The organism is Palaeococcus sp. (in: euryarchaeotes) (assembly GCF_053987695.1).
Genome location: NZ_JBMXHE010000002.1, coordinates 25722 through 49438 on the forward strand (window position 1 = coordinate 25722; position 23717 = coordinate 49438).

General features: G+C 46.3%; 25 protein-coding genes, 1 other RNA gene and 1 pseudogene. 5 read left to right on the forward strand and 22 right to left on the reverse strand.

Annotation, left to right across the window (positions count from 1 at the left end):
* Window positions 1-28: 28 nt before the first annotated feature.
* From speE to bpsA, 4 genes are all read right to left on the reverse strand, one after another.
* A complete protein-coding gene (gene speE / locus ACXJGZ_RS00170; protein WP_293255070.1) occupies window positions 29-880 on the reverse strand; it encodes a polyamine aminopropyltransferase in 852 nt (283 codons plus the stop codon).
* 32 nt (window positions 881-912) lie between these two features.
* Window positions 913-1281: an adenosylmethionine decarboxylase gene (gene speD, locus ACXJGZ_RS00175; protein ID WP_456321355.1), complete on the reverse strand. Its 369-nt coding sequence runs from the start codon at window positions 1279-1281 to the stop codon at window positions 913-915.
* Window positions 1282-1312: 31 nt separating this feature from the next.
* Window positions 1313-1786, reverse strand: coding sequence for a pyruvoyl-dependent arginine decarboxylase (locus ACXJGZ_RS00180; RefSeq protein ID WP_293255064.1), 474 nt, complete (start codon window positions 1784-1786; stop codon window positions 1313-1315).
* 242 nt (window positions 1787-2028) lie between these two features.
* A complete protein-coding gene (bpsA, locus tag ACXJGZ_RS00185) occupies window positions 2029-3081 on the reverse strand; it encodes a N(4)-bis(aminopropyl)spermidine synthase (protein ID WP_456397710.1) in 1053 nt (350 codons plus the stop codon).
* 77 nt (window positions 3082-3158) lie between these two features.
* Here bpsA and ACXJGZ_RS00190 point away from each other — a divergent pair, with 77 nt between their 5' ends.
* The 3 genes and pseudogenes from ACXJGZ_RS00190 (at window position 3159) to ACXJGZ_RS00200 (ending at window position 4594) form a co-directional block, all read left to right on the forward strand.
* Window positions 3159-3899 carry an ATPase gene (locus ACXJGZ_RS00190; protein WP_456397712.1) on the forward strand — a complete coding sequence of 247 codons (741 nt, stop codon included), beginning with the start codon at window positions 3159-3161 and terminating at the stop codon, window positions 3897-3899.
* A 65-nt stretch (window positions 3900-3964) separates the two neighbouring features.
* A pseudogene (locus ACXJGZ_RS00195) lies at window positions 3965-4264 on the forward strand (metal-sulfur cluster assembly factor); the annotation flags it as partial.
* Window positions 4265-4393: 129 nt separating this feature from the next.
* Window positions 4394-4594, forward strand: a complete 201-nt coding sequence (locus ACXJGZ_RS00200; protein ID WP_293255055.1) for a ferredoxin — start codon at window positions 4394-4396, stop codon at window positions 4592-4594.
* A gap of 56 nt (window positions 4595-4650) precedes the next feature.
* On the opposite strand, the gene ACXJGZ_RS00205 is transcribed toward ACXJGZ_RS00200, so the two are convergent.
* Complete coding sequence (locus ACXJGZ_RS00205; protein ID WP_456397713.1) at window positions 4651-5823, reverse strand: nicotinate phosphoribosyltransferase; 1173 nt, start codon at window positions 5821-5823, stop codon at window positions 4651-4653.
* A 98-nt stretch (window positions 5824-5921) separates the two neighbouring features.
* On the opposite strand from ACXJGZ_RS00205, the gene ACXJGZ_RS00210 reads away from it, so the two are divergent.
* Both ACXJGZ_RS00210 and ACXJGZ_RS00215 read left to right on the forward strand, forming a co-directional pair.
* Window positions 5922-6374: a flavodoxin family protein gene (locus ACXJGZ_RS00210; protein ID WP_456326973.1), complete on the forward strand. Its 453-nt coding sequence runs from the start codon at window positions 5922-5924 to the stop codon at window positions 6372-6374.
* A gap of 81 nt (window positions 6375-6455) precedes the next feature.
* A complete protein-coding gene (locus tag ACXJGZ_RS00215) occupies window positions 6456-6626 on the forward strand; it encodes a hypothetical protein (RefSeq protein ID WP_456321360.1) in 171 nt (56 codons plus the stop codon).
* Between the two features lie 45 nt (window positions 6627-6671).
* On the opposite strand, the gene ACXJGZ_RS00220 is transcribed toward ACXJGZ_RS00215, so the two are convergent.
* The 17 genes from ACXJGZ_RS00220 to ACXJGZ_RS00300 all read right to left on the reverse strand — a co-directional run.
* A complete protein-coding gene (locus tag ACXJGZ_RS00220) occupies window positions 6672-7577 on the reverse strand; it encodes an MBL fold metallo-hydrolase (RefSeq protein ID WP_456397714.1) in 906 nt (301 codons plus the stop codon).
* Window positions 7578-7633: 56 nt separating this feature from the next.
* Window positions 7634-7949, reverse strand: an RNA gene (gene rnpB / locus ACXJGZ_RS00225) — RNase P RNA component.
* A 37-nt stretch (window positions 7950-7986) separates the two neighbouring features.
* The gene (locus ACXJGZ_RS00230; RefSeq protein ID WP_456397715.1) at window positions 7987-9606 is read right to left on the reverse strand and encodes a COG1361 family protein; all 1620 of its coding nucleotides are present in this window, start codon (window positions 9604-9606) and stop codon (window positions 7987-7989) included.
* A gap of 58 nt (window positions 9607-9664) precedes the next feature.
* Window positions 9665-9937, reverse strand: a complete 273-nt coding sequence (locus ACXJGZ_RS00235; RefSeq protein ID WP_293255037.1) for a hypothetical protein — start codon at window positions 9935-9937, stop codon at window positions 9665-9667.
* A gap of 5 nt (window positions 9938-9942) precedes the next feature.
* Complete coding sequence (locus ACXJGZ_RS00240; protein ID WP_456326174.1) at window positions 9943-10353, reverse strand: DUF61 family protein; 411 nt, start codon at window positions 10351-10353, stop codon at window positions 9943-9945.
* Window positions 10354-10416: 63 nt separating this feature from the next.
* Entirely contained in the window at window positions 10417-11058 is a 642-nt protein-coding gene (locus ACXJGZ_RS00245) for a V-type ATP synthase subunit D (RefSeq protein ID WP_293255031.1), read from the reverse strand.
* Between the two features lie 23 nt (window positions 11059-11081).
* Window positions 11082-12473 (reverse strand): ATP synthase subunit B, encoded by a 1392-nt coding sequence (locus ACXJGZ_RS00250; RefSeq protein WP_293255105.1) that lies wholly within the window; start codon window positions 12471-12473, stop codon window positions 11082-11084.
* Between the two features lie 5 nt (window positions 12474-12478).
* Window positions 12479-15523 carry a V-type ATP synthase subunit A gene (locus tag ACXJGZ_RS00255; RefSeq protein WP_456326175.1) on the reverse strand — a complete coding sequence of 1015 codons (3045 nt, stop codon included), beginning with the start codon at window positions 15521-15523 and terminating at the stop codon, window positions 12479-12481.
* Window positions 15524-15528: 5 nt separating this feature from the next.
* Complete coding sequence (locus tag ACXJGZ_RS00260; RefSeq protein WP_293257772.1) at window positions 15529-15837, reverse strand: V-type ATP synthase subunit F; 309 nt, start codon at window positions 15835-15837, stop codon at window positions 15529-15531.
* Window positions 15834-16952, reverse strand: coding sequence for a V-type ATP synthase subunit C (locus ACXJGZ_RS00265; protein WP_456321137.1), 1119 nt, complete (start codon window positions 16950-16952; stop codon window positions 15834-15836). Before ACXJGZ_RS00265 ends, ACXJGZ_RS00260 begins: the two co-directional genes overlap by 4 nt.
* Entirely contained in the window at window positions 16952-17563 is a 612-nt protein-coding gene (locus ACXJGZ_RS00270; RefSeq protein WP_456321136.1) for a V-type ATP synthase subunit E, read from the reverse strand. The genes ACXJGZ_RS00265 and ACXJGZ_RS00270 overlap by 1 nt, the downstream gene beginning before the upstream one ends.
* A gap of 33 nt (window positions 17564-17596) precedes the next feature.
* Entirely contained in the window at window positions 17597-18082 is a 486-nt protein-coding gene (locus tag ACXJGZ_RS00275) for an ATP synthase subunit C-like protein (protein ID WP_293257765.1), read from the reverse strand.
* A gap of 14 nt (window positions 18083-18096) precedes the next feature.
* Window positions 18097-20073, reverse strand: a complete 1977-nt coding sequence (locus ACXJGZ_RS00280; protein WP_456326180.1) for a V-type ATP synthase subunit I — start codon at window positions 20071-20073, stop codon at window positions 18097-18099.
* 1 nt (window position 20074) lies between these two features.
* Window positions 20075-20386 (reverse strand): V-type ATP synthase subunit H, encoded by a 312-nt coding sequence (locus ACXJGZ_RS00285; RefSeq protein ID WP_456321142.1) that lies wholly within the window; start codon window positions 20384-20386, stop codon window positions 20075-20077.
* A gap of 108 nt (window positions 20387-20494) precedes the next feature.
* Window positions 20495-21571: a pyridoxal-phosphate dependent enzyme gene (locus tag ACXJGZ_RS00290; protein WP_456326176.1), complete on the reverse strand. Its 1077-nt coding sequence runs from the start codon at window positions 21569-21571 to the stop codon at window positions 20495-20497.
* Between the two features lie 133 nt (window positions 21572-21704).
* Window positions 21705-22397, reverse strand: coding sequence for a potassium channel family protein (locus tag ACXJGZ_RS00295; RefSeq protein ID WP_456397716.1), 693 nt, complete (start codon window positions 22395-22397; stop codon window positions 21705-21707).
* 4 nt (window positions 22398-22401) lie between these two features.
* Window positions 22402-23717, reverse strand: a 1316-nt coding sequence (locus tag ACXJGZ_RS00300; RefSeq protein ID WP_456397717.1) for a preprotein translocase subunit SecD family protein, incomplete at its 5' end; no start/stop codon positions are given.

Sequence of the window (23717 nt, forward strand, 5' to 3'; positions counted from 1 at the left end):
TAAAATAGTTTGGGATTACCTTACGAGCCTAACAGCATGATCCTTCAAGAAGCTCTCTGACATACTTGGGCATCTGAAACAGTGTCTCATGCCTCTCGGGATCATAGTACTTTAAGTCGAGCTCCTTTGCTCTTTCTAAATCAACTTTCTTAAAGTCCATGTCTCCTTTTATTCCAACGAGGAAGCTCCAGGGAGATGCATATCCAATTACGGGGAAGCTAAAGTAGTAAACTTTATCAAAAACCTTTCTCATGTTTTTATAAGCATCCAGGAGTTCATCTGTAAAGAGATAGACACTTCCAGCCTGTGTTATGTAGATTCCTCTCTCGCCTAGGGCATTATAGGCGTTTCTGTAAAATTCTTCGCTGAAGAGTAGCTTTGCGGCTCCCACAGGGTCTGTGGAATCCACTATTATTACATCAAACTTTTCTTTGGAGTTCTTCATATATGCGACGCCATCTCCTATTATGAGCTCTCCCCTGGGCTCTTTTCCCTCCAGCAGGCGCTTTAAAAGTCCTCCATCAATTCCAAGATGATTCATTGAGATATCAACGACAACCCCATCTATTTCCACCATAACCGCCTTTTCCACGCTCTTGTGCTTGAGAACTTCTCTGATTGTCCCCCCATCTCCTCCTCCAATTACCAGAACCTTCTTCGGCTCTGGATGGGCAAGCATAACCGGATGGACAAGGGGCTCGTGATAGCTCTCCTCTCCTATCTCCACAAGCTGCACGGTGCCATCTAGGACGAGGAGCTTCCCAAATCCCTCCGTTTCATAGAGTTCAAGCTTTTGAAATTCACTTTTGGTTTCAAGTATCTTTTTCTTGATCTTAAACCCGACTCCATATCCTCTTGGATACCACTCTATAAAATGCATTGAATCTCACCCCTTAAAATGAAGGGGAGGGTTTAAGCCCTCCTGAAAAGGAGACCCCTATCAACTTTAACCACTGTGGGGTTTTTGCACTTAAGCTCCCTTATAATATATTCGCCCGCCTTTATGGGCATGGTGTGATCCCCACAGGTATAGACATCAACACTCGCATATCCATGCTCGGGCCAGGTGTGAATTGTTATGTGACTTTCAGAAACGATGACGGCACCAGAAACGCCCTGAGGAGAAAATTTATGAAACCTCTTATCTATAACCGTCGCGTTAGCAACTTCTGCCGCCTTAGTGAGGATCTCTTCTATTTTTTCCATATCGTCCAATATATTCGGGTCGCATTCGTAGAGGTCCAATATGACATGCATTCCTAATGGATTTTCGACACCCATCCTCGTCACCTCCTTCCACACCCAACACCTCCTAGTAAGGAAGCATAACAACCGCAGCTAAAGCCGCGGCAGGCTTATCTTTAACAGTAATCTCCGAAACAGCAACTTTAAACTCCTTCAATTTCCATCCCCTGACTCTGAATCCTTCTTCCACCATTTTCTTCACCATAGCTATAGCCTCCTCTTTTGTGCACTGTCCGCTGTATTCATAGATCAATCCTCCCTCATTACCCTCGCTCAATCCTACGCCGAGGGCTGCGCTTATGGTTATTCCTGGTTCATCGCTTTCTATATGTGCATAAACTGTTGGGAGAAGCATTCCTATGGGAATTTCGGGCATTTTATCTATCCATTCAATGTGAGAGGGGATTACGCTGCTCAGCTTGACCAGATTAACGTTACCAATCCCCATTTTTAGGAGGGCGTTATCGAAGGCGTTTAGCTTAGTCCCACCTTCAGCGCTCGCAGCAACCATAATAGCTTTTTTTGGTGTTATCCAGCTCATATCTCTCCACCATCCATTTTTTCCAGTGAAATACTCCTTTTAGTAATTTGAATACCAATGCTTCATTTGTTTTAACTTCTACAATTTATGGCTTGGGAATTTGCTTATAAATCTTTCGTTTTCAGCCCAAAGTCAAAATAGCCAGAAAGTTTCCGAGAATTGGCTAAAAGGTTTAATTATAACAATTCTGAGCAAAAAAGGCTGCCTGATATCCGTTCTTCGTTTCTAAAAAATAAGAGATATTAAGTTGTTGAGCTCTCCTCATCATCATAAAGCTCTTTTCCCGCGGTTATTTCTCCTTCAAAACCTTTTGAACCACGTAAAGTCTGTATCCTAAACATGTAGCTCTTGTACCAATTGTGTTTTGGTTTTATTTTGACCGGAATAAGCTCCCAGGCTCTTGTCTCTTCCTCGTAACCCCAGTTTACGTATTCATTAAAATTCCTTATAATGTCAGTTATGACAACATTGAATTCGTTTAGAAGAATCCTTTGAATCTCGCGCCACTTGTCGAGCGAACTTTCGCGCCTCGTTATTCCAAAATATCCAGCACATCCAGGTCCCCTTAAAGTAGCAATTCCACGCCCGACGAATGCTCTAACTGCATCCACAGTCTCAGGAGGGTCTGTTATGAATGTATCAAACTTCTTAAGGGCATATTCTGGAAGGGGCTTCCTCAAATCAAATGTGAATATCTCTACATTAGAGTACCCAATTTCATCCGCAACCCTCTTGATAAACTCTATAAGCCGGTCATCGATATCCAGAACTGCTATTCTCTTTGGAAGACCTGAGAGCATCAAAGCAACACTTGTCAAATCATCATCTCCGAGAACAAAAACCTCCTTGTTCTTGAGATCTCCCCGTGTGTGCATTAGGGTTATTCTAGCTATGGTTGTCTCGGGAGTAACATAAGCTTGGTCAAAATCATGCTTCGGCTGGGGTCTGTTCTTCACGATGTCCTTAAATTCCTTGAGGAGTTCCTTAAAGGCATCGAGCCCCACCGTTTTTCCTTGGCAGTGCCGGCATGTGTAGTCCTCCCTCTTGCCTATCCCGTACTTCTCCACCAGCTCTTTTCCCTTTTTTGTGAGGAGGATCTCCTCATTGAACTCAATATATCCAAGTTCATTTAAAGCTTTCAAGACTGCTGTTGCCAGGGGGAGGGGTTCTTCGCTCAGATCAATAATCCTCCACAGATCCCCGCTTGCCAAGACAGCCCCCAGAACGTTTTCAACAGTTCTCTCGTACACGGGAATTGTCGTTTTTTCTTCCACCTTTGCTATAATTCCTCTCACGCTCTCACCTCCAAGCTCTCAAAAACAGTGCCACTAAGGTTTTAAAGGATACTCCATTTAAGGTTTTTGGGATTTGAATGCTGGAGACTGTGGAAAATAACTTCATCAAAAGCTATCGCGTCAGAAATTCCATGAAAGCACTGGATAGAGTTAGGAAAGAGCTTAGCCCTCCAGCTTACAGGAGATTTAAGGATCTTTTGAGATACCGGCTCTATGGGGAGGACTTTGATAAAGAACCCCTAGATTATAAAATTGCAGTTGCTTTTTCTATGGGGAGCGACAGCACAGCCACCCTTTTGATCCTTAGATGGGCAGGTTTTAATGTGGTTCCGGTCATGGTAAGGCTTCCTCAGATGAGTGATGTTGTTCTCATGAGGGCGGGGGAGTACGGTGCGGTTCTGGTGAAAGCTCCAAACTATATGGAAATCATGAAAGAGCAGATAAAGAAAAAGGCTCCAATATGCGGGCGCTGTCACTCCATGGTCATGGATGCCGTGAAGGATTATGCTAGGAGGGAAGGGATAAAAATTGTGGCTTCTGGGGATTTGCTCAGTGTGGGCAGCCTCTCTATATACAAGCAGGAGGATCTGATAAACCTAAACTTCCCGGCATTCCTTGCGATGGACAAGGAGGAGACAATTAATGTTCTCAACAGGAAGTATGCCCTCGGGTTTGGGTGCCCTCTTTGGAGAGCCGCATCAAAAAATGCTTCCATATTAAAACGCTTTGGAATCCAGAGGGTTATGAGAGAATTGAGGGCAGGAGCCCTAAATGAAAAGTTTGCCAAAAAGCTTATACTGGACATTCTTGCTCAATAAGGTTTAAATGTGATAAATTCAACTTTTCTTAGGTGAGAAGAATGACCGAAGCAGAAACCCAAACATTAACAAAGGAGCTAATCCTTGAAAGGCTCAAAGAGGTAATTGATCCCGAGATTGGGATTGACGTAGTGAATCTCGGGCTGATTTATGAGGTCAACGTTAGAGAGGATAGTACGGTTTATGTTAAAATGACCATGACAACTCCTGGCTGCCCATTAACCATGTGGATTCTCCAGGCGGTGGAGCAGAAGGTTCTGGAGATTCCGGGTGTTAAAGATGCCGAAATAGAGCTCACTTTCGATCCACCTTGGACTCCGGATATGATAAGCGAGGAATATAAAAAGCGGCTGGGACTAGGTTAGGGCAAGTTTGAGCAACATATTACAAAAGTGGGTTCTTCTCTTATTTTCGGTATCTAAACTTTTTAGGGGCTCCTAACATCCCGAAACCTTTATATTTGTCTCCCCCAAAGCTAAGAGTGGTGATGTTTCATGGCTTGGAAAGTTAGGGTTGACCAGGATGTTTGTATCGGAGATGCTATCTGTGCAAGCCTCTGCCCGGATGTTTTTGAAATGAACGACGAGGGTAAGAGCCAGGTTATAGTCGAGGTTGTTGGCGAAGACCTCATCGACTGTGTCAACGAAGCTGCTGAGGCATGCCCAGTCAGCTGCATTTACGTTGAGGAGGCATGATTTCGCTTCTTTTCTTCCTATTTCTTATTCCTGTTCCTAAAATTTAAATAGAAAAATCATTCGAGAGTTAAATTGAACCTTTTTGCCTGTTCTAAAACATACGCCCTGATTTCTCTGGCTTTTGGAAGTTCTGCAACAATTTCTCCATCCTTAATGAGCGGCTTTAAGAGAGGTTCGACCTTTGCACCACATACTGGACAGCGTTCGAGCTTTTTAGTCGCTGGAACTCTGTGGTAGTGCCCTTTTTCACAGCGATATATCTGCTTTCTTCCGCTCAGCTTTCCGCGCTTGGTTATTGGCTTTCCTTCTATCTCGACTATATCGAGGGAGAAATCTATTGGTTTGGCGCTCGCTATTGAACCTCCAACACCGAAGGCGTCGGCAACGTCGGCAAGCTCCTTTAAGCTTTCTTCATCCAGCCCTCCGCTCAGGAATATCTTAACCCAATTATATCCTCTCAACTCCAGTTCCCATCTAACTTCTTCCACTATCCTTTTGAAATTTCCCCTCCTAGAGCTTGGTGTATCCAGGCGAATAGCATTTAACCTTTCGCCCAGAGCCTCGGCTGCCATGAGAGCTTCAAATTTCTCATCATAGAGTGTATCAACCAAAGCTGTCCTAGGAACTCCTTCCTCCATAACCTCATCATAGTACTTCCAAGCTTTAACCTGGTCTCCAATTACCAGAATCAGGGCGTGAGGCATCGTACCAACGGGCTTCTCTCCAATCATCTCAGCTCCAAGGACTCCGCTAACCCCATCGCACCCACCTATGAAAGCCGCCCTATCGATCATGGGGGCAATAGCAGGATGCATATGCCTTATTCCAAAGGAGTAGACCGGTTTGAATTTTGCAGCTATCTTCATCCTCAGCGCAGCGGTGGCTATACCGCTTGCCTGGCTCAGCATTCCAAGTAAAGCCGTCTCATAGATCCCAAACTCCTTATAGTAGCCCTCTATCTGCAGAACTGGTTCGTAAGGGTGGAATATCGTCCCCTCGGGCATCGTGTAGATGTTAACTGGCATTCCCTCAAAGAGCTTTGCCACTTCCTCAACACCGGCTAAAATGCCCCACTTCCATCCCTTTGGAAGGGATGTTGTTGTTACATCGGCGAGAACCTTCCTGTGAATTCTCTTGGTTTCGAGTATCTTCTTCGTCCTAATGAAATAAACATCGGTTGTTTTTCCCCTTTTTATATCCTCCTCATGGGCAATGTAGAAGTCTTTCATTTTATCACCCAATACTAAGTTATCGCCATTTGATTTAAGGCTTTCCGGGGAGAGAAAGGTTATAGGTGTTAAAAATCGAGTAACCTGTAGGTGAGAGGATGAAGGTCTGCATAGTCTACGACTCCAGGAGGGGCTCGACCGAGAGGGTGGCGCGGGCGATGGAGAATGCCCTCAGGGAGAGAGGCTTTGATGCCCGCGCATGGAGCGTAAAGGAGAACCCGGATGTTGATGATTGCGACCTTATAATTCTTGGGGCGCCCATCTACTACGAGCGCCCCCTAACAGAAATCCGGAGGTTCGTTGAATCGAAGAACGGCTTTAAAGGAAAGAGAATCGCGGTCTTCATACTCTGCATAGCCCAGAAGTTCGGGAGGCTCGGGAAGGAGTACACTGAGCGGAGATATCTCAGGATGATGAGCGATCCAATTAAAGGGAAAATAATCGCCGCCAGGGCCTTTGAAGGGTGGCTTTTCGGGGAAAACAATATCACGATCGTCGAAGCCCAGACCTGGGCTGTGAAGGTCGCGGAAGCCGGCACCAAGGGCGAATGAGTTGAAGGCTCTTATCAACTATGTTATGGAAAAACCAAAAAGTGGACGCCATATTCCCAGATATCCTGAGGTAGTTTTGATATGGCTGTTCTGACAAGGGAAAGGGAACAGGATATTCTGGTGAACAACGCAGGTGTCTACTGGTTCAGGGACTTCACGGAAGTTGATGAGAAATTTGAAAAAATCGGAATTTCCTTTCATTTCAACTTCCAATGGGGCGCTTCGGAAAGCCCGATGAGGTTGCACGTGTGATAGTATTCCTAGCAAGTTACGTTAACGGCGCGATAATTCCAGTTCTCAGCCTAAACGGAAGGGAACCTCCGCATCTTCTCCTCTCTCTATTTTGTGGAGCTCCCTTCTGTAAGCTTCAAGGGGTTTATCCTCCTTCTTAAGGAAGCGCGCAAATGTTAGGGGCTCCTTCTCAAGTTCCTCAAAGAACTTTGGATAGCGCTTGTCTCTGATTAGATGGTGGTCGAGTATTATCTTTGCACCTGTTTCTTTGATTACTTCGTTTAAATTTTTTCTTCCAGTTGTCCATGCATCCTTAACGCGGTAGCCTTCAAGATACGTGGGTGGACCATCGCCTATTATCAAGTCAGGTGCTTGCTTGATTATCCACTCAACGGAAGTCCTATTCAAAAACTGGGTATCGCTCGCATGGATTATCCTTTTGGTACCATCATCAATCATTACCATGAGGACGAAGCCGAGTTTTGTGCCTTCACTTCCATGGGGAACCGCTGGAGAAAACTCCATTATGAAATCTCCGAAGTCAAAGAGCCTCCCGTCAGCATATTCGATGCGCTTTGCTATTGGCTCCGCATTTTTCAGGAATGCCCATGCCCTTTTTCTCTGGCTGAAGTTAATGTTCTCTCGTGGGTGCTTTATCAAGAGAATTTTGCCTTCATAAATTTCCTTAGCCCTTTCGGGAGATGAACTCTCATAGAGACCTTCAAAGAAAGGTGTGTGGTGGTCGTAGTGGTAATGAGAAATCGTTATTATATCCGCTTTTTCAGCGTAAGCCTGGATTTTTTCCCTACTTTTGGCTAAGGCTTCAAGCTCTGCATTTGCAGGGGGCAACGAATAGCGCTTCGGACCGAGTGCCACGCCGGGGTCTATGAGAATTCCTCTCTTACCAACTTCAACATATACCGCAAGACTCCTGACACCGAGGCTCTCCGATGCTAGGGGTGTTATTTTCATAAGCTCACCAAAATAAGTTCTCTAAACTTGCTAAAAATATTGTGTGGAAAAGTTAGGCGAGAGGGCTATAGCCCGCCTTCTGTATTCAGGGGCATTCGACTGAGCGGCCTACCACGGGGCTCGCACCGGGACTTCATCGCCCCTTTCTCGGCCTTGCACCCCGCGGGACGGCCGTTTCACCGATCCCCGGCAGGTCGTCTGCGGGTTAGCTCGGCCTTCGTTGCCGAAGGCCTTCGCCGCCTTCATACCCATATCCGCCGGGACGTGTCGTTTCTGCGCCGTTGCCCTCCCTCTCGGGAGGTGCCTTGCGGCACCGCGGCCCCGGTGGGGTGGGCGGAACTTCCTCCTTGCGGAGAGCCCCAGCCCTCTCGCCAATTATAACTCTCCCTTGAGGTTAAAAACATTAGCGCTAGCGCTTTTTCCTGGGCAGATTTTTCAGCTCTTTAAATTGGGGTATTTTAGGCTTCTTAAATCTCCCCAGTGGGGATTTTTTCTTGGGCTTCGGTCTCTCCCTTTTTTTCTGCTCCCTTGGAGCAAGGGCAATGTATGTGAGTATTGCCAGCAGAATTATCACTGCGGCTATGGCTATCCCAATTCCCAAATTACTTTCCCCTCCTTTCGGTGTTGTTGTGGTCGTGTTTGTGTTTGAGATGGTTGAGGTCGAGCTCGTTGTTGTGGTGCTCGTTGTGGTGCTCGGCGGTACCTCTATTTTAAAGCTTCCCTCTTTTTTCACGCTTTTTCCAAGTTCCCTGAGATACAGCTCGTACCTTACTTCCTCTCCCTTTGGAATCTCCACACTTATTTCAACTTCGTTGGTGCCTTTTTGGAGCATTAACTCTTTTTCCTCCCACTTAAAGGGTTTATCTTTGACGTACAGGATGTATGTTAATTTTGAGGATATCTCGAATTCGTTTGGGTTCTCAATTTCAACCCTGAGGATCGCATGCTCATTCTGGAGGAGCACGCTTGTATTTCCTATCCTCGGAAATGCTGTTACCAGGAATTCATCCTCAGCCTCGCCCAGAAGCACCTCTTTGTATTTAAGTTCCGCTTTTACGTGGATTTTTCCGGTTCTTGAGGCGGGGACTTTAAATTTGAAGTAGTTGCTTCCAGCGGATATGCTAACGTCTTCCTTAATTTTCTTTAGGATATTGCCTTTCTCGTCTTGGATATTCAGGATTACCGTGGCGTTGATATTCCTGTCCGAGTTTACATCCATATAAACTTCGTTCTCTTCTCCCTCTAAAAGATTCTGGGTTTTCAGGGACATTGAGGCAAGCCTGACCCCGAATGTTATAAAATACTCTTTGGAGAGAGTGAACGTGTCTTTGGGGTATGATATCACATATTTCAGGGTGTATTTCCCTTCGGGCAGGTTGTAGGGAATTTTCAATTTATCCTGCAGGAGATAGTTATCCCCGCTTACATTGAAGCTGTTTCTGCTTTCCAGAATGGCTTTGTTTCCCCTGAGGAGCTGCAGCGTGGCGTTGACCTCAACGGGAGAACCCTTAAAATTTTTAATGTGGGCATAGGCAATTAGATTCTCCCCGTTCAGAGCATAGGTCATCTCATGAGGCTTTCCTTCAATGTAGGCGCCCATATCGAGGAGTTCAAGGGGTTTTTCTCTGACTTCGAGGGGAAGTCTTGCAGTTATTATATACATCTTTCCCGTTTCGGTGAAGCCCCATAGATTCAGCTCTATCACATAACTACCGCCTTTTAGCCCCTCACTCACGTTCAATCTGTAATAGAAGCGTTTGCTCGTCCTTTTCTTCCATTCTCCGCTTTTATCCGGGATGAGCTCAAATGAGACCCCCTGAACTTCATTGGAGTTCTGATCATAGACGTGGTATTTAACGAAGGAAACGACGTTGAAATCTATGTTCAGTGCATTTGTTAGCGTGATGTAGCCATCGCTTGAACCCCCGGAGACGACGGTAATCTTGTCCTCCGTGGTAAAGCTTCCGAACTGTGCGGATGCGAGGGGCATCATTATCATCAGCATCAATAACATTATTACCTTCTTCAATTCACCCCACCGTTAATTATTCCTCCGATCTCCTATAAATCGTTTGCTAAAGGCAAACTCAGAGGTGGGGGAGGATTAAGAAGAGTCCCATCAGGATTAAGGATATGAACCCTAAGAGGCTTATCCTGTAAAGTCCGAGCTTTCCAAACTGCGGTCTCACTATCATGGCGATTATTGTGAGGGAGGTACCATAGAAGATGGAGAATAAGCCTAGAGCGAGTTTAACGTCGAGCCTCAGAAGGAGCAGGAGCCCAAGTATTGCACCGCTGAGTACCGTAACGTGGGGAACCGTCATCATGTAATAGTTGAGAAGTATCTTCTCGTCCTCCATCCATATCACCCCATTATGAATGCATACGTGGTCGTGGTTGGAAGCATGCGTCTGATCTTCGGGAGCAGGTATCTCGGGAGGGTAAGTTCCTTCTTTTCCTCAAGGATATCGTATGTTCCGAGTATCTTCTCTACGACCTTGACGGCTAGAGTGCCCCGGACCTTAAAGTAGCCGTGCCATGTTGTCGTTATCTCAAGTATTATGGGGAGGTAGAGCCTTTCCTTCTCTTCCTCTTCCAGAAGGGATGCCAGAAATTCAAGCTCGCTCTTCTTGAAGTGGTGCTCACTTCCGTCCCTGAGCTTTATGCTCGGATTTTCTTCCTCAAGAAGCCTAGCTAAGCTCTTCTTCTGACGCGGAAGGTGGAGATTTATTCTCGAAAGTTCCTTGTTTATAACTTCATCGGGTTCTCTTGGCATGAGTGATATTAGGTGGGAGCTTTCATAAAGTTTTGCCCGTATCAAAAATAATGAAAATCAAAATCAGGCGCTCTTGGCTTCGAGGATCGCCTTAATCCTCTTGAGCCTGAAGAAGTTCTCCCTCTCCATCTCATCGAGGCGCTGCTCTATGAATTTAACCGTCGCTTCCATCCTGGGGATTATGATGTACTCCAGGGCGTTCACCCTGCGTTTGGTCTTCTCTATCTCTCTTGCGAGCCTCTTTAGAGTCTCCTCCACCTCCGCCAGGCGTATTGCAAGCTCAAGAACCTCTTCAAACTTCTGGGCTGCAGTGTCAACACTCGGTGAGGTTGAAACAAAGGAGTACCCTCTGTCCTCTATGCTCCTCTTGAAGGACTCCGCTTCTATGAGGGGAACGGGAACTCCCATGATGTTTCTCCTTCTTATTTCAACTTCCTTGTTGGGTGAAACGCCGAGCGCAATCTCTTTAATTCTCGAAACGCCCACATCTATCTCAGCCATTCTGAGGGTATCAAAGGCTTCAACCATCTTCTGATTTAGCTCTTTCCTGAGGCTGAGGGCTTCATCATAGATTGTAAAGAACTCCATTATCAGTGCATCCTGCTTCTCCTTGAGGAGCTTGTGCCCTTTTGAAGCCAGTTTGATCCTCTTCTTGAGCTTCAGCAGTTCCATTCTCGTTGGTTTCACGTTGAGTATCTCTGCCATTCATATCACCTCAAGGAGAAGGGCTAGGCGCCCTTCTTCCTGTACTTGGGGTGGTACTTCATTATCTGCTCCTTCTTGACACGTTTGAGCTCGCTCTCGGGGAGCATCGCCAGAAGTTCCCATCCAAGATCGAGGGTTTCGAATATACTTCTGTCCTCATCATAGCTCTGTGCCACAAACTCCTTCTCAAACCTATCGGCAAACTTGAGGTAAAGTTTATCCGTCTCTGATAATGCTTCCTCACCGACAACTGCTACAAGATCCCTGAGGGAGCGCCCTTCAGCGTAAGCGGCATAGAGCTGCTGGCTGAGCTGTGGGTGCTCATCTCTTGTCATTCCCTTACCAATACCGTCCTTCATCAGTCTTGAGAGGGATGGAAGAACGTCAATTGGTGGATAAATACCCTTTCTGTGAAGATCTCTGCTCAGAACTATCTGCCCCTCCGTAATGTATCCCGTCAAATCTGGAATGGGATGCGTAATATCATCGTCGGGCATTGTTAGGATTGGCATCTGGGTGATGCTTCCCTTCCTCCCCCTAACTCTTCCGGCCCTTTCGTAAATTGTTGCCAGATCCGTGTACATGTAACCTGGATATCCTCTTCTTCCGGGAACCTCCTCCCTCGCCGCTGAAATTTCACGCAGAGCCTCAGCATAGTTCGTCATATCCGTTAGGATGACGAGAACCTGCATGTCATAGTCGAAGGCAAGGTACTCGGCAACCGTTAGAGCCATTCTCGGCGTGATTATACGCTCGATAGCAGGGTCGTCGGCAAGGTTAAGGAATAGTACGGTTCTCTCAATGGCTCCCGTTTCCTCAAAGCTCTTCTTGAAGAAGTTTGCTTCCTCGTAGGTGATACCCATTGCACCGAAGACGACAGCGAACTGCTCTTCTTCACCCAAAACTTTAGCTTGCCTCGCAATCTGGGCGGCGAGCATGTTATGTGGCAAACCGGAACCTGAGAATATGGGGAGCTTTTGCCCTCTAATGAGCGTGTTCATTCCATCTATTGCCGAGACACCAGTTTGAATGAAATCCCTGGGGTAAGCCCTTGCAACAGGGTTCAATGGAGCACCGTGGACGTCTCTCCTATCCTCGGGAATTATCTCGGGTCCTCCATCGATGGGCTTACCTATACCGCTGAAGACCCTTCCAAGCATGTCAAGGGAAACCGGGACTTTTAAGGTCTCGCCCGTGAAGCGAACCCTCGTGCTTTTCACGTCTAGGTCTCTCGTACCCTCAAAAACCTGCACGATGGCAAGATCCTCTCTCGCCTCGAGAACCTGTCCCTTCCTTTTTTCTCCCCCTTCGACTTCTATTTCCACGACTTCACCATAGGCAACTCCTTTAACGCCCTGGACAATCATAAGGGGACCGTAAATCTTGCTAATTGTTGAGTACTCCTTACCCACCATCTTCCTCACGCTCCATACTTCCTGATGAGTTCTTCAAACTGCTCCTTCGTCTCATCTATGAGCTTCTCAATGTTCTCTATTTTTGGCTCAAACTTCATTCTGCCTATTTTCTCCCTTACAGGGAGCTTTGCTATTTCTTCTACAGGAACCCCGCTATCAACAGCTCTCATTGTGTAGTCATAAAAGTTGAGCAAAATGCGCATCATAGTTATCTGCTTCTTCGGGGAGCAGTATGTGTCCACGTCATCAAAGGCATCCTGCTGAAGGTAGTCCTCACGGATCATCCTTGTAACCAGAAGCACGGCCCTTTCCCTATCGGGTAGAGCATCGGGACCCACTATTCTAACGATTTCCTGAAGTTCGGCTTCCTTCTGGAGGAGCTGCATGGCTCTGTTTCTCATATCCTTCCACTCTGGATCTACGTTATTGTGCCACCAATCTCTAATTGCATCCACATACAGGGAATAGCTTGTAAGCCAGTTAATTGCAGGGAAGTGCCTCCTTCTTGCAAGGTCCGAATCAAGGGCCCAGAACACTTTAACAACTCTAAGCGTGTTCTGAACGACAGGCTCCGAGAAATCACCACCCGGCGGCGAGACTGCACCTATGACGCTCACACTTCCAACCCTATCATCGCTTCCAAGTGTTCTTACTCTCCCGGCTCTCTCGTAGAACTCCGCAACTTTCGATGCGAGGTATGCGGGGTAACCCTCCTCACCGGGCATCTCCTCGAGACGACCCGAAATTTCTCTCAATGCTTCGGCCCATCTTGAAGTTGAGTCTGCCATCAAAGCTACATCGTATCCCATATCCCTAAAGTATTCGGCTATGGTAATTCCTGTGTAAATTGAAGCTTCTCTTGCCGCAACAGGCATGTTTGATGTGTTTGCTATGAGAACGGTTCTCTCCATGAGGGGCTTTCCACTTCTTGGATCCTTGAGTTTGGGGAACTCTTCAAGAACATCCGTCATCTCGTTACCGCGCTCGCCGCATCCTATGTATACGACGACTTGGGCGTCACTCCACTTTGCCAGCTGGTGCTGTGTAACGGTGTTGTGAAGTAGCGTTGGTAAGTTTCCTCCAATGAAGTTATGGGTTTCAGTTGTAACGTCGTAGACCTCTTGAGGCTCATCTATGTACCTCACCTCAACGATTTCATCGAAGAGCACGTGGCTTAGATGGTTCTCCGCTATCTCTTCCATGCCGACGAACCTTGCAAACTTCCTGAAGGTTTCATAACTCATGTTCTCCCCTGAGATGTAGTTGTGAATTTCCACCCCGGCGTCTTTGAGCTTGGCGTATGGCCTTCCAATTGCCTCATAAAGCTCTTCAATATCTACCGGAATCACGTCAATGCTGGTATACCCTCTTCTTTTCCTTTCAATGCCGAGTTTCTCAAGATTTGTCTTGCCGCTTATAATTACCCTGTAGTACTTTTTGTCCTTCACTTTTTTCTCCCTAATGAGAGAGTATATTCCAATCCTCGCGAGGAGGTAGCTTAGGCCATAGGCACCCTCCTCTGAAGCAGTTGCTATCTCTATCTCTCCCTTCTTCTCATTATAGTGACCATCACAAGCTATGTAAGCCTTAATGAATGCCTCAACAATGCTTGGCTTGCTCATAAGAAGCTCCTTGGGAACTTTCCAGTTCCTCGCCTTCTTGACCCCAGGAACTCCCAAGGCCTTGAAGAACTCAACTAAGGCTTTGCTGTGTATTAGGAGGACCTTTACAGTTCTATCCTGTACTATCTTCCCTTCAATTCCAAAGAGTTCTCTGGCGAGATCGTTAGCCCTCTTCAGAAGAGATTCATCGTTGTTATATATTGCAACTGTTCTTGGCTTGAGCGTTCCATCTGCGAGGAGATAGCCCAAGAACTCTGCTAGCCTTTCATCGAAGACTTCTGGTATCCTGACTTTCTTTGGAGATCTAACGGTGACTTTAACGTTAAGCCTAACCTCCTCTCCCCCATCAATCTTCTTCGCAACCAAAATTCTGTCGCCCTTCTTCAGGTGCATTGCTATTACTTCTTCTATAACGAGTCCGTCTTTGGTTACTCTACCGGTGAAGAGCTTGTGTATTGGAGTAACTTTTATCCTTCTTCCAGTTCTAGTCTTTATCTCGATCATTCCTTGGGAATATCCCTTGTACACGTGAGTTGCCTTTATCTCTACAATCTTTCCATCCTTGTATCCGCAAAGGGTTATTGGTTCCTCAAGCTCGGTCCACTCCTCTCCCTCTCTAACAGTCTTCTTGCCCTTTCCGTCAAGTTTCTCATAGAGCTCCTTGATCTTTATCAGCCCAAACTCCTTCGTTAGAACTAATGTATCCCCATCAACACACTTTCCACTCCCGAAGGGCCCGGGAATTGCAGCGGTTCCACCCTTTGCCTGCGGGAAGAATGTATCAATAATTCTCTGCCCTGTTACGAGAGGAACCTCGGGTGGAAGCTTCTCCTTGTAGGGTCTCTTAAGTCTAACGGGCCACCTCTGATACATCTTCAGCTCCTTCACTTCACCGCTCGGGGTTTTCACCTTTGCGATAATCTCCTCAATTGTGTATTCTCCTTCTTCGGCAATTTCTATGAGTTCTCCCTCAACCCCGGGAGGAACCATTATCTTGTGCTCTATCAAACTTGTTTCGGGGACAACACCGAGTACATCCCCGCCGACCACTTTATCCCCGACTTTTGCCTTCGGGGTGAACTTCCACTTTTTATCCCTCGGAAGAGCAGGTGCGCTCAATCCCCTCGATATGAAGTCCCCACTCTTTTCTCTCAAGGATTCAAGGGGTCTTTGGATTCCATCGTAAATCGATGTCAGCAGACCGGGACCAAGCTCGACACTCAATGAAGCGTTCGTTCCGGTGACTGGTTCCCCCGGTCTTATACCTGCTGTTTCCTCATAGACCTGAATTACCGCCGTGTCTCCTTCGAGCCTGATGATCTCCCCTATGAGCCCCATTTCACCTACTTTAACCACCTCATACATCTTGGAGCCTCTCATCTCATCGGCAACAACCAGCGGACCGGTAACTCTAATTATCTTTCCCATTTCCTTCACCTCTTTATCTCAACACCTATTGCCTTCCTAACTATCTCCTTAAGCTGCTCTTCACCAAAGATAGAGCCAAACTTATCGGGAATTTGAAGAATGATTGGGAACGTGACCTCCGGAATGCCAACCCTCTCAGCCAACCTCTCTGTAATTAAGATAATCCCGACATCTCCCCTCTCTATGAGCTCCTTAAGCTTGTTTTTTGCTCTGTCCGTTTCGAGGGAGGATTCATCAAAGGCGTAGGTCTCGTGAACTCCTGCGAGCTTGAAACCCAGAGCAGTATCCATATCTCCCATAAGTACGATCTTCATAAGGCTTCACCAATAAGGGCTTTTATGCTCTCTGGCTTTATCTTATCCTCAATAAGTTTCGCTATTGCTTTGAGCTTTTTCACTTCGTGCTCCTTGAGGAGTATGTAGTTTATAGGTACGGCAACGCTCAGAGGATAGAACCTTGTCATCTCCCCAATTTTTTCCTGTATGAACTTTTCGAAGCTCTTATCGAGTGCGCTTAAGTCACCACTCTCCAGGGCTTCCCTGCTCTCCCTCAAAACCTGGGAGTATCTCGTGGAATCGAGTTCTGCAAGTGCCATGCTCAAATCCTCGACATTTAGGAGTGTGTCTATGATCCTCTGGTTCAGGCTGCCTCCTTCAATTATCATGGGTCTTATCTTCTCGGCGCTCATTCTGTGGAGTTTGGCTCTGAGTATCGTCATCACATTTATTTTGTCAATTTTAAGCTTCAGGAACTCTTCGATTATCTTTTTCTCCTCTCCTTTTCTGCTCTGTGCATAGCTCATGAGTTTTTTATAGTGGATCCTGTAGAGTTCTGTTTCAAATTCTTCGAGATTAATTTCATTCAGGAGGAGCTTTTGGTACACATCCTCGTATTCGGTTCCTTCAAGTATCACGAGGATCTCTTCTAGGGTTTTCGTCTCGGCTATTGCCTTTATTTTATCGACCATAGTTCCGAGCTCCACTATGTAATCCCTCGCAACATCCCCCATTATCTTGGCTTTGACTGCGGCTGCCAGGTTTCTAACATCCCACTCCTGAAGGAGGAGTTTAAAAAATCCGTTCGATCTCTTGGGGAGAATCTTAATCATGAGTGTGTACATGTCGGCTAAAGCATTATCCAGTGCCCTATCTATTTTTTCGGCACTGTAACCCTCTATGTTGCTCAGATAAGGTTTGTAGTCGGTATCCTCCAGATTCATGACGAAGTTATTAAGGGTCTTGCTCTCTGCAAGCTCTGAGAACTTCTGGTCGCTGAAGAGCCTTGCTTCCATAGCTTTAATCCTTGCATTTGGATAGGAATAGGGTGTATACTTCCACAGGATATCCGCGGTCTTGTATCCCACCCATGTAAAGACGATTGCAAGTGTTGTATCCAGAATTGCTGTTATGGTTCCTACTTCCACACCCATCACCCGAAGATGGCTTTTGCGATTTTAGTCCTGAGCTCACTTTCCATTCTCTCCATCCTGGCTTCAAATGTGTTGTCAACCCTAACGCTCCTGTCGGAGCTTTGCACCAAAACTCCACCTATGGTGTTTATTGGCTCTCCAAATTCAATCTGCACCCTTTTTCCAAGATTCTTTGTTATGAAAGCCTTGATGCTTCTGCTCTTATTCTTCAGGAGGTTTAGGGTCTCCTCATTTGAGCTCACGATTACGCTATCCACTTCGAGCTCTTTAACTGATTCTAGGATGAGAATCTTCAGGGTCTCAAGGTACTCCTCTTCGGGCATTGAAGCGAGTCTCTCCTTTAATGAAGTGAAAACCTCTTTTATGATTCCTTCCTGAATCTGGAGCTTCTTTTTTCGTGCTTCAAGCTTCGCATTTGCTATTATTCTCTGCTTTTCAATTTCTGCTTGAGTTTTGGCTTTCCTCATTATCCACTCCGCCCTCGATCTTGCCCTTTCCTCTGCTTCCTTTTTTATGCTTTCAGCCTCTTTGTTCGCTTCTCCTAGGAGGTACTTGATTTTCTGGTCTGCCTCTCTGTGAATTTCCTCGATGATCAGTTTTGCTCCTTCCATTGCTCATCCTCCTAAAATTGATAGGGAAAGGCTTCAGAAGCCTACTCCCGTAACTATCATGATTAATGCGCCGACCAGACCGAAGATTGCCATTGTCTCGGCCATGGCCGCAAATATAATTCCCTGGGTGAATGTCTTTGGATTCTTTGAAACGGCGCCTATACCTGCTGAGGATATGATACCCTGTGGTATGGCAGAGAGTCCTGTAAGTCCAACTGTCAGACCTGCTCCCAGAAGGATTGCGCCCTTAATAATGTTTTCTTGGGTGGCTTCGGCAAACTTAAAGCCGCCTCCGAGTATTCCCGAAACGAGGAGTATCAGGAACAGGGTTATCAAACCGTAGATGCTCTGGGTCATTGGAAGACCCTCTAATATCAGGGCGTTTCTGAAGTTTTTCTCATCCTCTGCAACTGCTCCTGCCGCGGCTGCCCCCGCCACACCAACACCAAATGACGATGCAGCTCCGGCAATACCAGCCGCCAGTGCGGCACCTAAAGATACGTAAACTATCGGATCCATATTTCACACCTCCGTTAAATCTCCATTTCGAGTTTTGAAACATTCCTTTTGGATTTGAAAGGTTCAAACTTTTTACCTTCTCCGGAATAGAATGTTCCGAAGAACTCAACATAGTGTAAACGTAGAGCGTGAACGAATGCTCCCAGGGCGTTTATGGCTGTTGAAAACAGCTGCCCCCCTATAAAGAGTATCAAACCAACGGCTATCCCTATGGGGATTGGGCCTATCTTGATTCCCCATATCATGCTCACCAGTATGTTTATAACGAGGGCAATTCCCGAAGTTGCCAGTGCCAGTGCCATTAAACGTGCATAGCTGAGCCAGTTTCCAATGAACCCGAAGAAGTCCGAGATTATTAAGAGTGCAGCAAGCCCTCCATTTGAGAGCTCGGATATCACGAAAAGCACGAAGCCTATGCCAAATATTGCCTTTGCTGGTGTTGCTAATGTGATACCCTTGAGGCTCAGAGCAAACATACCTATTCCTATTATTATTAGCATCCACGAGAGCTGTTCTGTTAAAGCGGCTTTTTTCTCGCCGTTCCTCCACTTGACTATGAATCCAATTGTGTATCCGATGAAAAGATGGATTATTCCGATTATCAGGGCAATTATGAGCACCGTTAGGGCACCGCGCATTGCATCTATTGCATAGGGAACTTTGATTCCCATTCTCTGGAGGGCATCGCCGAAGTAGCTTCCGAACACTACTCCCATGAGCATTGTGAAGAAGGAGCTCCAGAGAAGAATCTTTGAGAATATGTAGGTTCCATCCTTTAGATGCTTGTGTCCCTTAACGAGCATTGCGGCGACCACTCCTATTATGAGACCGTACATGAAGTCCGTGAGCATGAATCCAAAGAAGAAGGAGTAGGTGAATGCAAGTATTGGAGTTGGGTCAATTTCGTTGTACTTTGGAACCCCGAACATCTCCGTAATCATCTCAAAGGGTTTTGCCCACCCGGGGTTCTTCAGCTTGATGGGGATGTCTTCCAGGTCATCATCCTCAGCACCTTTGATGTTTATATAAACCTTACCTTCCGTGATCCTCTTTACTCCCTCGACAACCTTCTCCACATCCTCCTTTGGGGTCCATCCTGAGAGGGCAAAGGTCATATTAGTCCTGGCAAGATTTCCGAGCATGTTTGCCTTTTCCCTTTCATTCTCCATGAGTTCCTGGTAAAAGGATAAGGTGTCGTGGTATTTCTCGGCAAGTTTCTTTGCCTCCTCCTTTATCTCATCGAGCTTCTTCTCCCTTTCGGCAAGCATTACTTCGTACTCTTTAATGAGCTCTCCTGGTGTTCCCTTTCCTTCGGGAATTTCTATCCTTCCGAAGGAGTATTTAGCCAAAACAGGGTTTGCTTTATCGTAATCTGTTTTTAAAACTGCTATAACAACAAGATAAGCCCCTCTAATTTCTTTTGAAACATACGCTATTCTGCCCTTCAGGGTTTCTTTGAGCTCGTCGATCATTGGCGTGAATTTATCTTTATCAACCGTCCCTGCAACTATCTCCAAAAATTTGGTGCTCTTCATGTAGGATACATCCAGTTCCAGAACCGAGAGAAGCTCCAGGACGTTTATGTTCGTTTTTATCCTCTCTATCTCTGTGCTTGTGGAGTTCAGCTTCTGTTCGACCTCTTTTATCTCGGGTTCTGCCTCTTCAAGGAAGGCTTCGACCTCTTTAACGAGGCTTTCAATGCTCCTGTATCTGTAGGGTTTCTTTGGTACAGGCTCGGGGAACAGAAAACCCTTTATACCTCCCTTTGCCTCCTCTTTAAATGCCCCCAGAAAATCCACAAGCCTTGAGAGTCCGATGCTGTGTGATGTTGCCTTTCTATAAAATTCGTTCGGTGTGTCTTTCTGGGCTATTTCAACACTCACTTCCCTTATTTCAACAACGCCCTCCTCGTGAAGGTACGTTAGAAGCTTGTCCTTATATCTGTTAAGGCTGATGACCTCGAGTTTAACCATCTCGTGGGGTTTGAACATATCAAATCCCTCTGACAACTTTCAAAGCCTCTTCAATAGCTTTTTCAAAGTTTTCAGATGCTCTGCTTTTCATCTCCGCAAGCTCTTTCTCTCCCTCTTGAAGAACCTTTTTGGCTTCCTCTTCACCCTCGGCCCTTTTCTCTTCCATGATTTTCTTTGCGTCCTCTTCGGCTTTTTTTATTATCTCACTCTCAATTTTTTTCGCATCTTCTCTTGCCTTTAGAACGATTTGCTTTGCTTCTTCCTTGGCTTTTTCAATCCTGGCTTCTGCTTCTTTTTCAGCATCAACGATTTGTTTAATAACGTTTTCCATGAGCATCATCTCCATCGTGAATGTGAAAATTTGCACATTTTTGGGTTTTCTAATCTGCTTAAATACTTTATGTTCCTGAAATGCTCCTTTGTCCAATTTTCAGCATATTCATGAAAAAATTTTCATCATTATGTCAACATTTTTGAGTCCCGAACCTGTCAGAGGCATTAGAACTCTGGCTTCCTCTTCAAAGAAGCCCTTCTTCAAAAGCTTTTTAAAGGCAGCAAACGCCACTGCAGATGTAGATTCCACCAAGAAGCCCATCGAAACTAGATCTTCCCATGCATCTCTGGTCTCCTCTTCGCTCACAGATATTACTGCCCCTTCTGTCTCTCTAATCACCTTCATCATCTGTGCCTTTCTGGGAGGTTCTGGAATTGCAATTCCTTCAGCAAGCATGTTTTTTTCGCGGCTCCTTTCTACAAGGCTCTCAAAGCCTCCAGCCTGAACTGCAATGAGCTTTGGAATTTCTTTTAATTTCCTGAGCTTCTGAAGCTCTTTAAATCCTCTATACGCACCCAGGAGCAAAGTACCGCTCCCTGCAGGAATGATGGCGTAGTCAAATTTTCCTCCTCCTTCAAATGCTTCATAGGCGAAGGTTTTGGTTCCTTCAAGAAAGTAGGGGTTGTACCAGTGGGACACATAAACTGCCCCTCTGAACTCCTTCGCCTTTTCATGGGTTTCCATCCTGGAACCCTCGACCTCGTGGATCTCCGCCTTTAAAAGCTTCAGGATTTTCTTTTTTCCTTCGCTCGTGTTTTTGGGTATAAAGACGTGCACTTTAATTCCTTCACTCCTCCCGAAAAGGGCGAGGCTTATTGCAGCGTTTCCGGATGAATCGAGGCTAACTTCCCTTATTCCTTCTTCCTTTAGCTTTGCAATGGTTACATATGTCCCTCTATCCTTGAAGGAACCGCTGGGCATCAAATATTCAAGCTTGAAGGAAACCTTGGTCCATTTGAATGCCTTCTCTATAAGGGGGGTTATTGGGGGTGTTATGGAGGGCGCAAACTCCTCCTTCATTGCCAGAAGATTCAGATACCTCCTTATATCCATGTGTTCTTTCTTCAGGAGCTCTTCAAAGGATTCTTCGAACTCGTGAATAACATCTAGAACTCCTCCGCAGTCACACTTCAAACGGAAAACATCCGGATAGGTCGCATTGCAGAGCCGACACTTCAACATATCCCATCAAGAGAGAAAACTACTTCAAAGTATTTAAAATTAGGCACGTCTGTGTATTGTGACAATGGTTTCTCTAAGTGTTCATTGCGAGTGCCCCCTTAGAACCAGCACCAGCTCCTATATGAGCGTAAAATTAAAGGGAGGAATTCTTCCTCTTTTTTTCGAATATCTTCTTGATTTCCTCCAGAGCACTATCCCTTGCGAATATTATGATCTGTCCTTTCTTTGGAAGCTTGGTTTCACCTGAGGGTATAGTCAAATTGCCTTTCTCATCATAAACTGCCATTATGAGCGAATCTTTTGGAAGTCCGAGCTCTTTCACGAGCTTTTCAGATATCTCGTTTTCATCGTTTATCTCGAACTGGACTATCTCCGCACCTTCCTTCGGGAGCATAACCCTATCGAAGCCTGGAGTAACGATGCTTCTGAATATGTAGTGCGCCGCCATCTCCTCCGGGCTCACAACGTAGTCAAAGTACCTTTTTAAATCCGCTACCTGTTCAAAGACTTTCTTGTTCTTTATGTTGCTGACCCTGAGTATGGTCGTTATTTTGGGGTTTAGGTGCTTTGCAAGGATGCATGCAAGCAGATTGGCATCATCCTGTCCGGTAAGCGCGGCAAAGGCATCGGCCTGCTTGATGTTAGCCTCCTCGAGAACGCTCTGATTTGTAGCGTCTCCGTTTATGACGAGGCCATTTATGAGGTTTGCCAGTTCACTTGCCACCTCTTTATCCTGTTCGATTATGGTCACATCATGCCCCTCTCCCTCGAGCATCTTTGCAACCAAAAATCCAACCCTGCCGGCACCCATTATGATTACAAACATCCCATCACCTCTTCTCCCCAAGGAGGAATTTGGCTATTTCGGCGTATGCTGGCCTCGTAATCGTTATGCCTATCAGCACGCCGAGTATTGTTGTGAATGCAAATCCCCTGAGTCCTCCGACGAAGAACTTGAAGAGGAAGCTCATTGCAACAACGGTTGTCGTTGCCGAAGCCAGGATAACGAAGAAAGCTCTTCCCATCCGTTTAAGCATTCCACTCCTCTTTGTGATTCTTGTCTTCTCCCTTGAGCCCAGAAGTTCGTCGGTTATAACTATTTGCTGGTCTACACCTGTACCTATTGCAGCAATAATGCCCGCTATACTTGGAAGATCCAGGTTCCACTTAATCAAGGCTGCAACACCGAGGATTATGATTATTTCACTCAGGCTGGTGCTCACAACGGGTATGGCTATTTTGAATCGTCTGTAGTGGGCGTAAACTATTGCTCCAACCATTAGAAGTGCGGCAATACCGGCTATGAGCACCTGTCTCTTGAAGTCCTTTCCGAGCTCTGCGGATATGAACTGGGTTCCCTCCACATGAACTTTGATGGGGAGTGAACCGCTTGCGAGGACGACCGCTATGACGCTTGCCTCCTGCTGAGCGAGGTACATGTTGGGGGATGAACCCTTTATCTCGACGTTGGTTGAAGCCTGACCGGTAGTGAGCCCCTCGCTGACGCTGTAGGGGCCGTAGAGACCGAGTGTTCTCACCACGAGTTCTTCGTCTGTTTCACCTTTCCCTCTCTCAACCACCCTCACATTGAGATTCTTCTCCTCGAGGTACTTCTCGAGACCTCCGTTAACGTCCACGAGCACCACGAGCTCCTTACCTTCAGCAGCCTTAACTATCTCGTCAGGGGTCTGGTTGGTGTAGATAAGTGTATCAATGTTAAATGCGTTCTTTATGCGCTCGGGGAGCGAGAGGGCATCGGGGGCAGGAGTGTTAAATTTGGTAAGCATGGTGTTATAAAGGTCGGGAGAGACCACTAGGAGAGAATTCACGGGTGGATCGAGGAACATGTCCACGGGGTAGTTGGGCTTTCCAAGGGCAAGCCGGGCAAACTTCTCTGCGGCACTCTGGGAGAGCTGGAATGGCACGTGCCACGTCCCGCTCTGCTCTACTTGGAAGGCAAAGACCTGAACTATGTCCTCTCCCGTCGCAAATACCTCTCCATTAAAAGCGGCATAGAATACACCCTGCTTTTCAATTGTGTCTTTAATTCCGGCAACAGTCTCGGCACTGACATTTGCAACCTTCACGATGATGTACTCATTTCCCCAGGGCTCAACTTTAACGTCGGCAACACCCAAACGGTTGA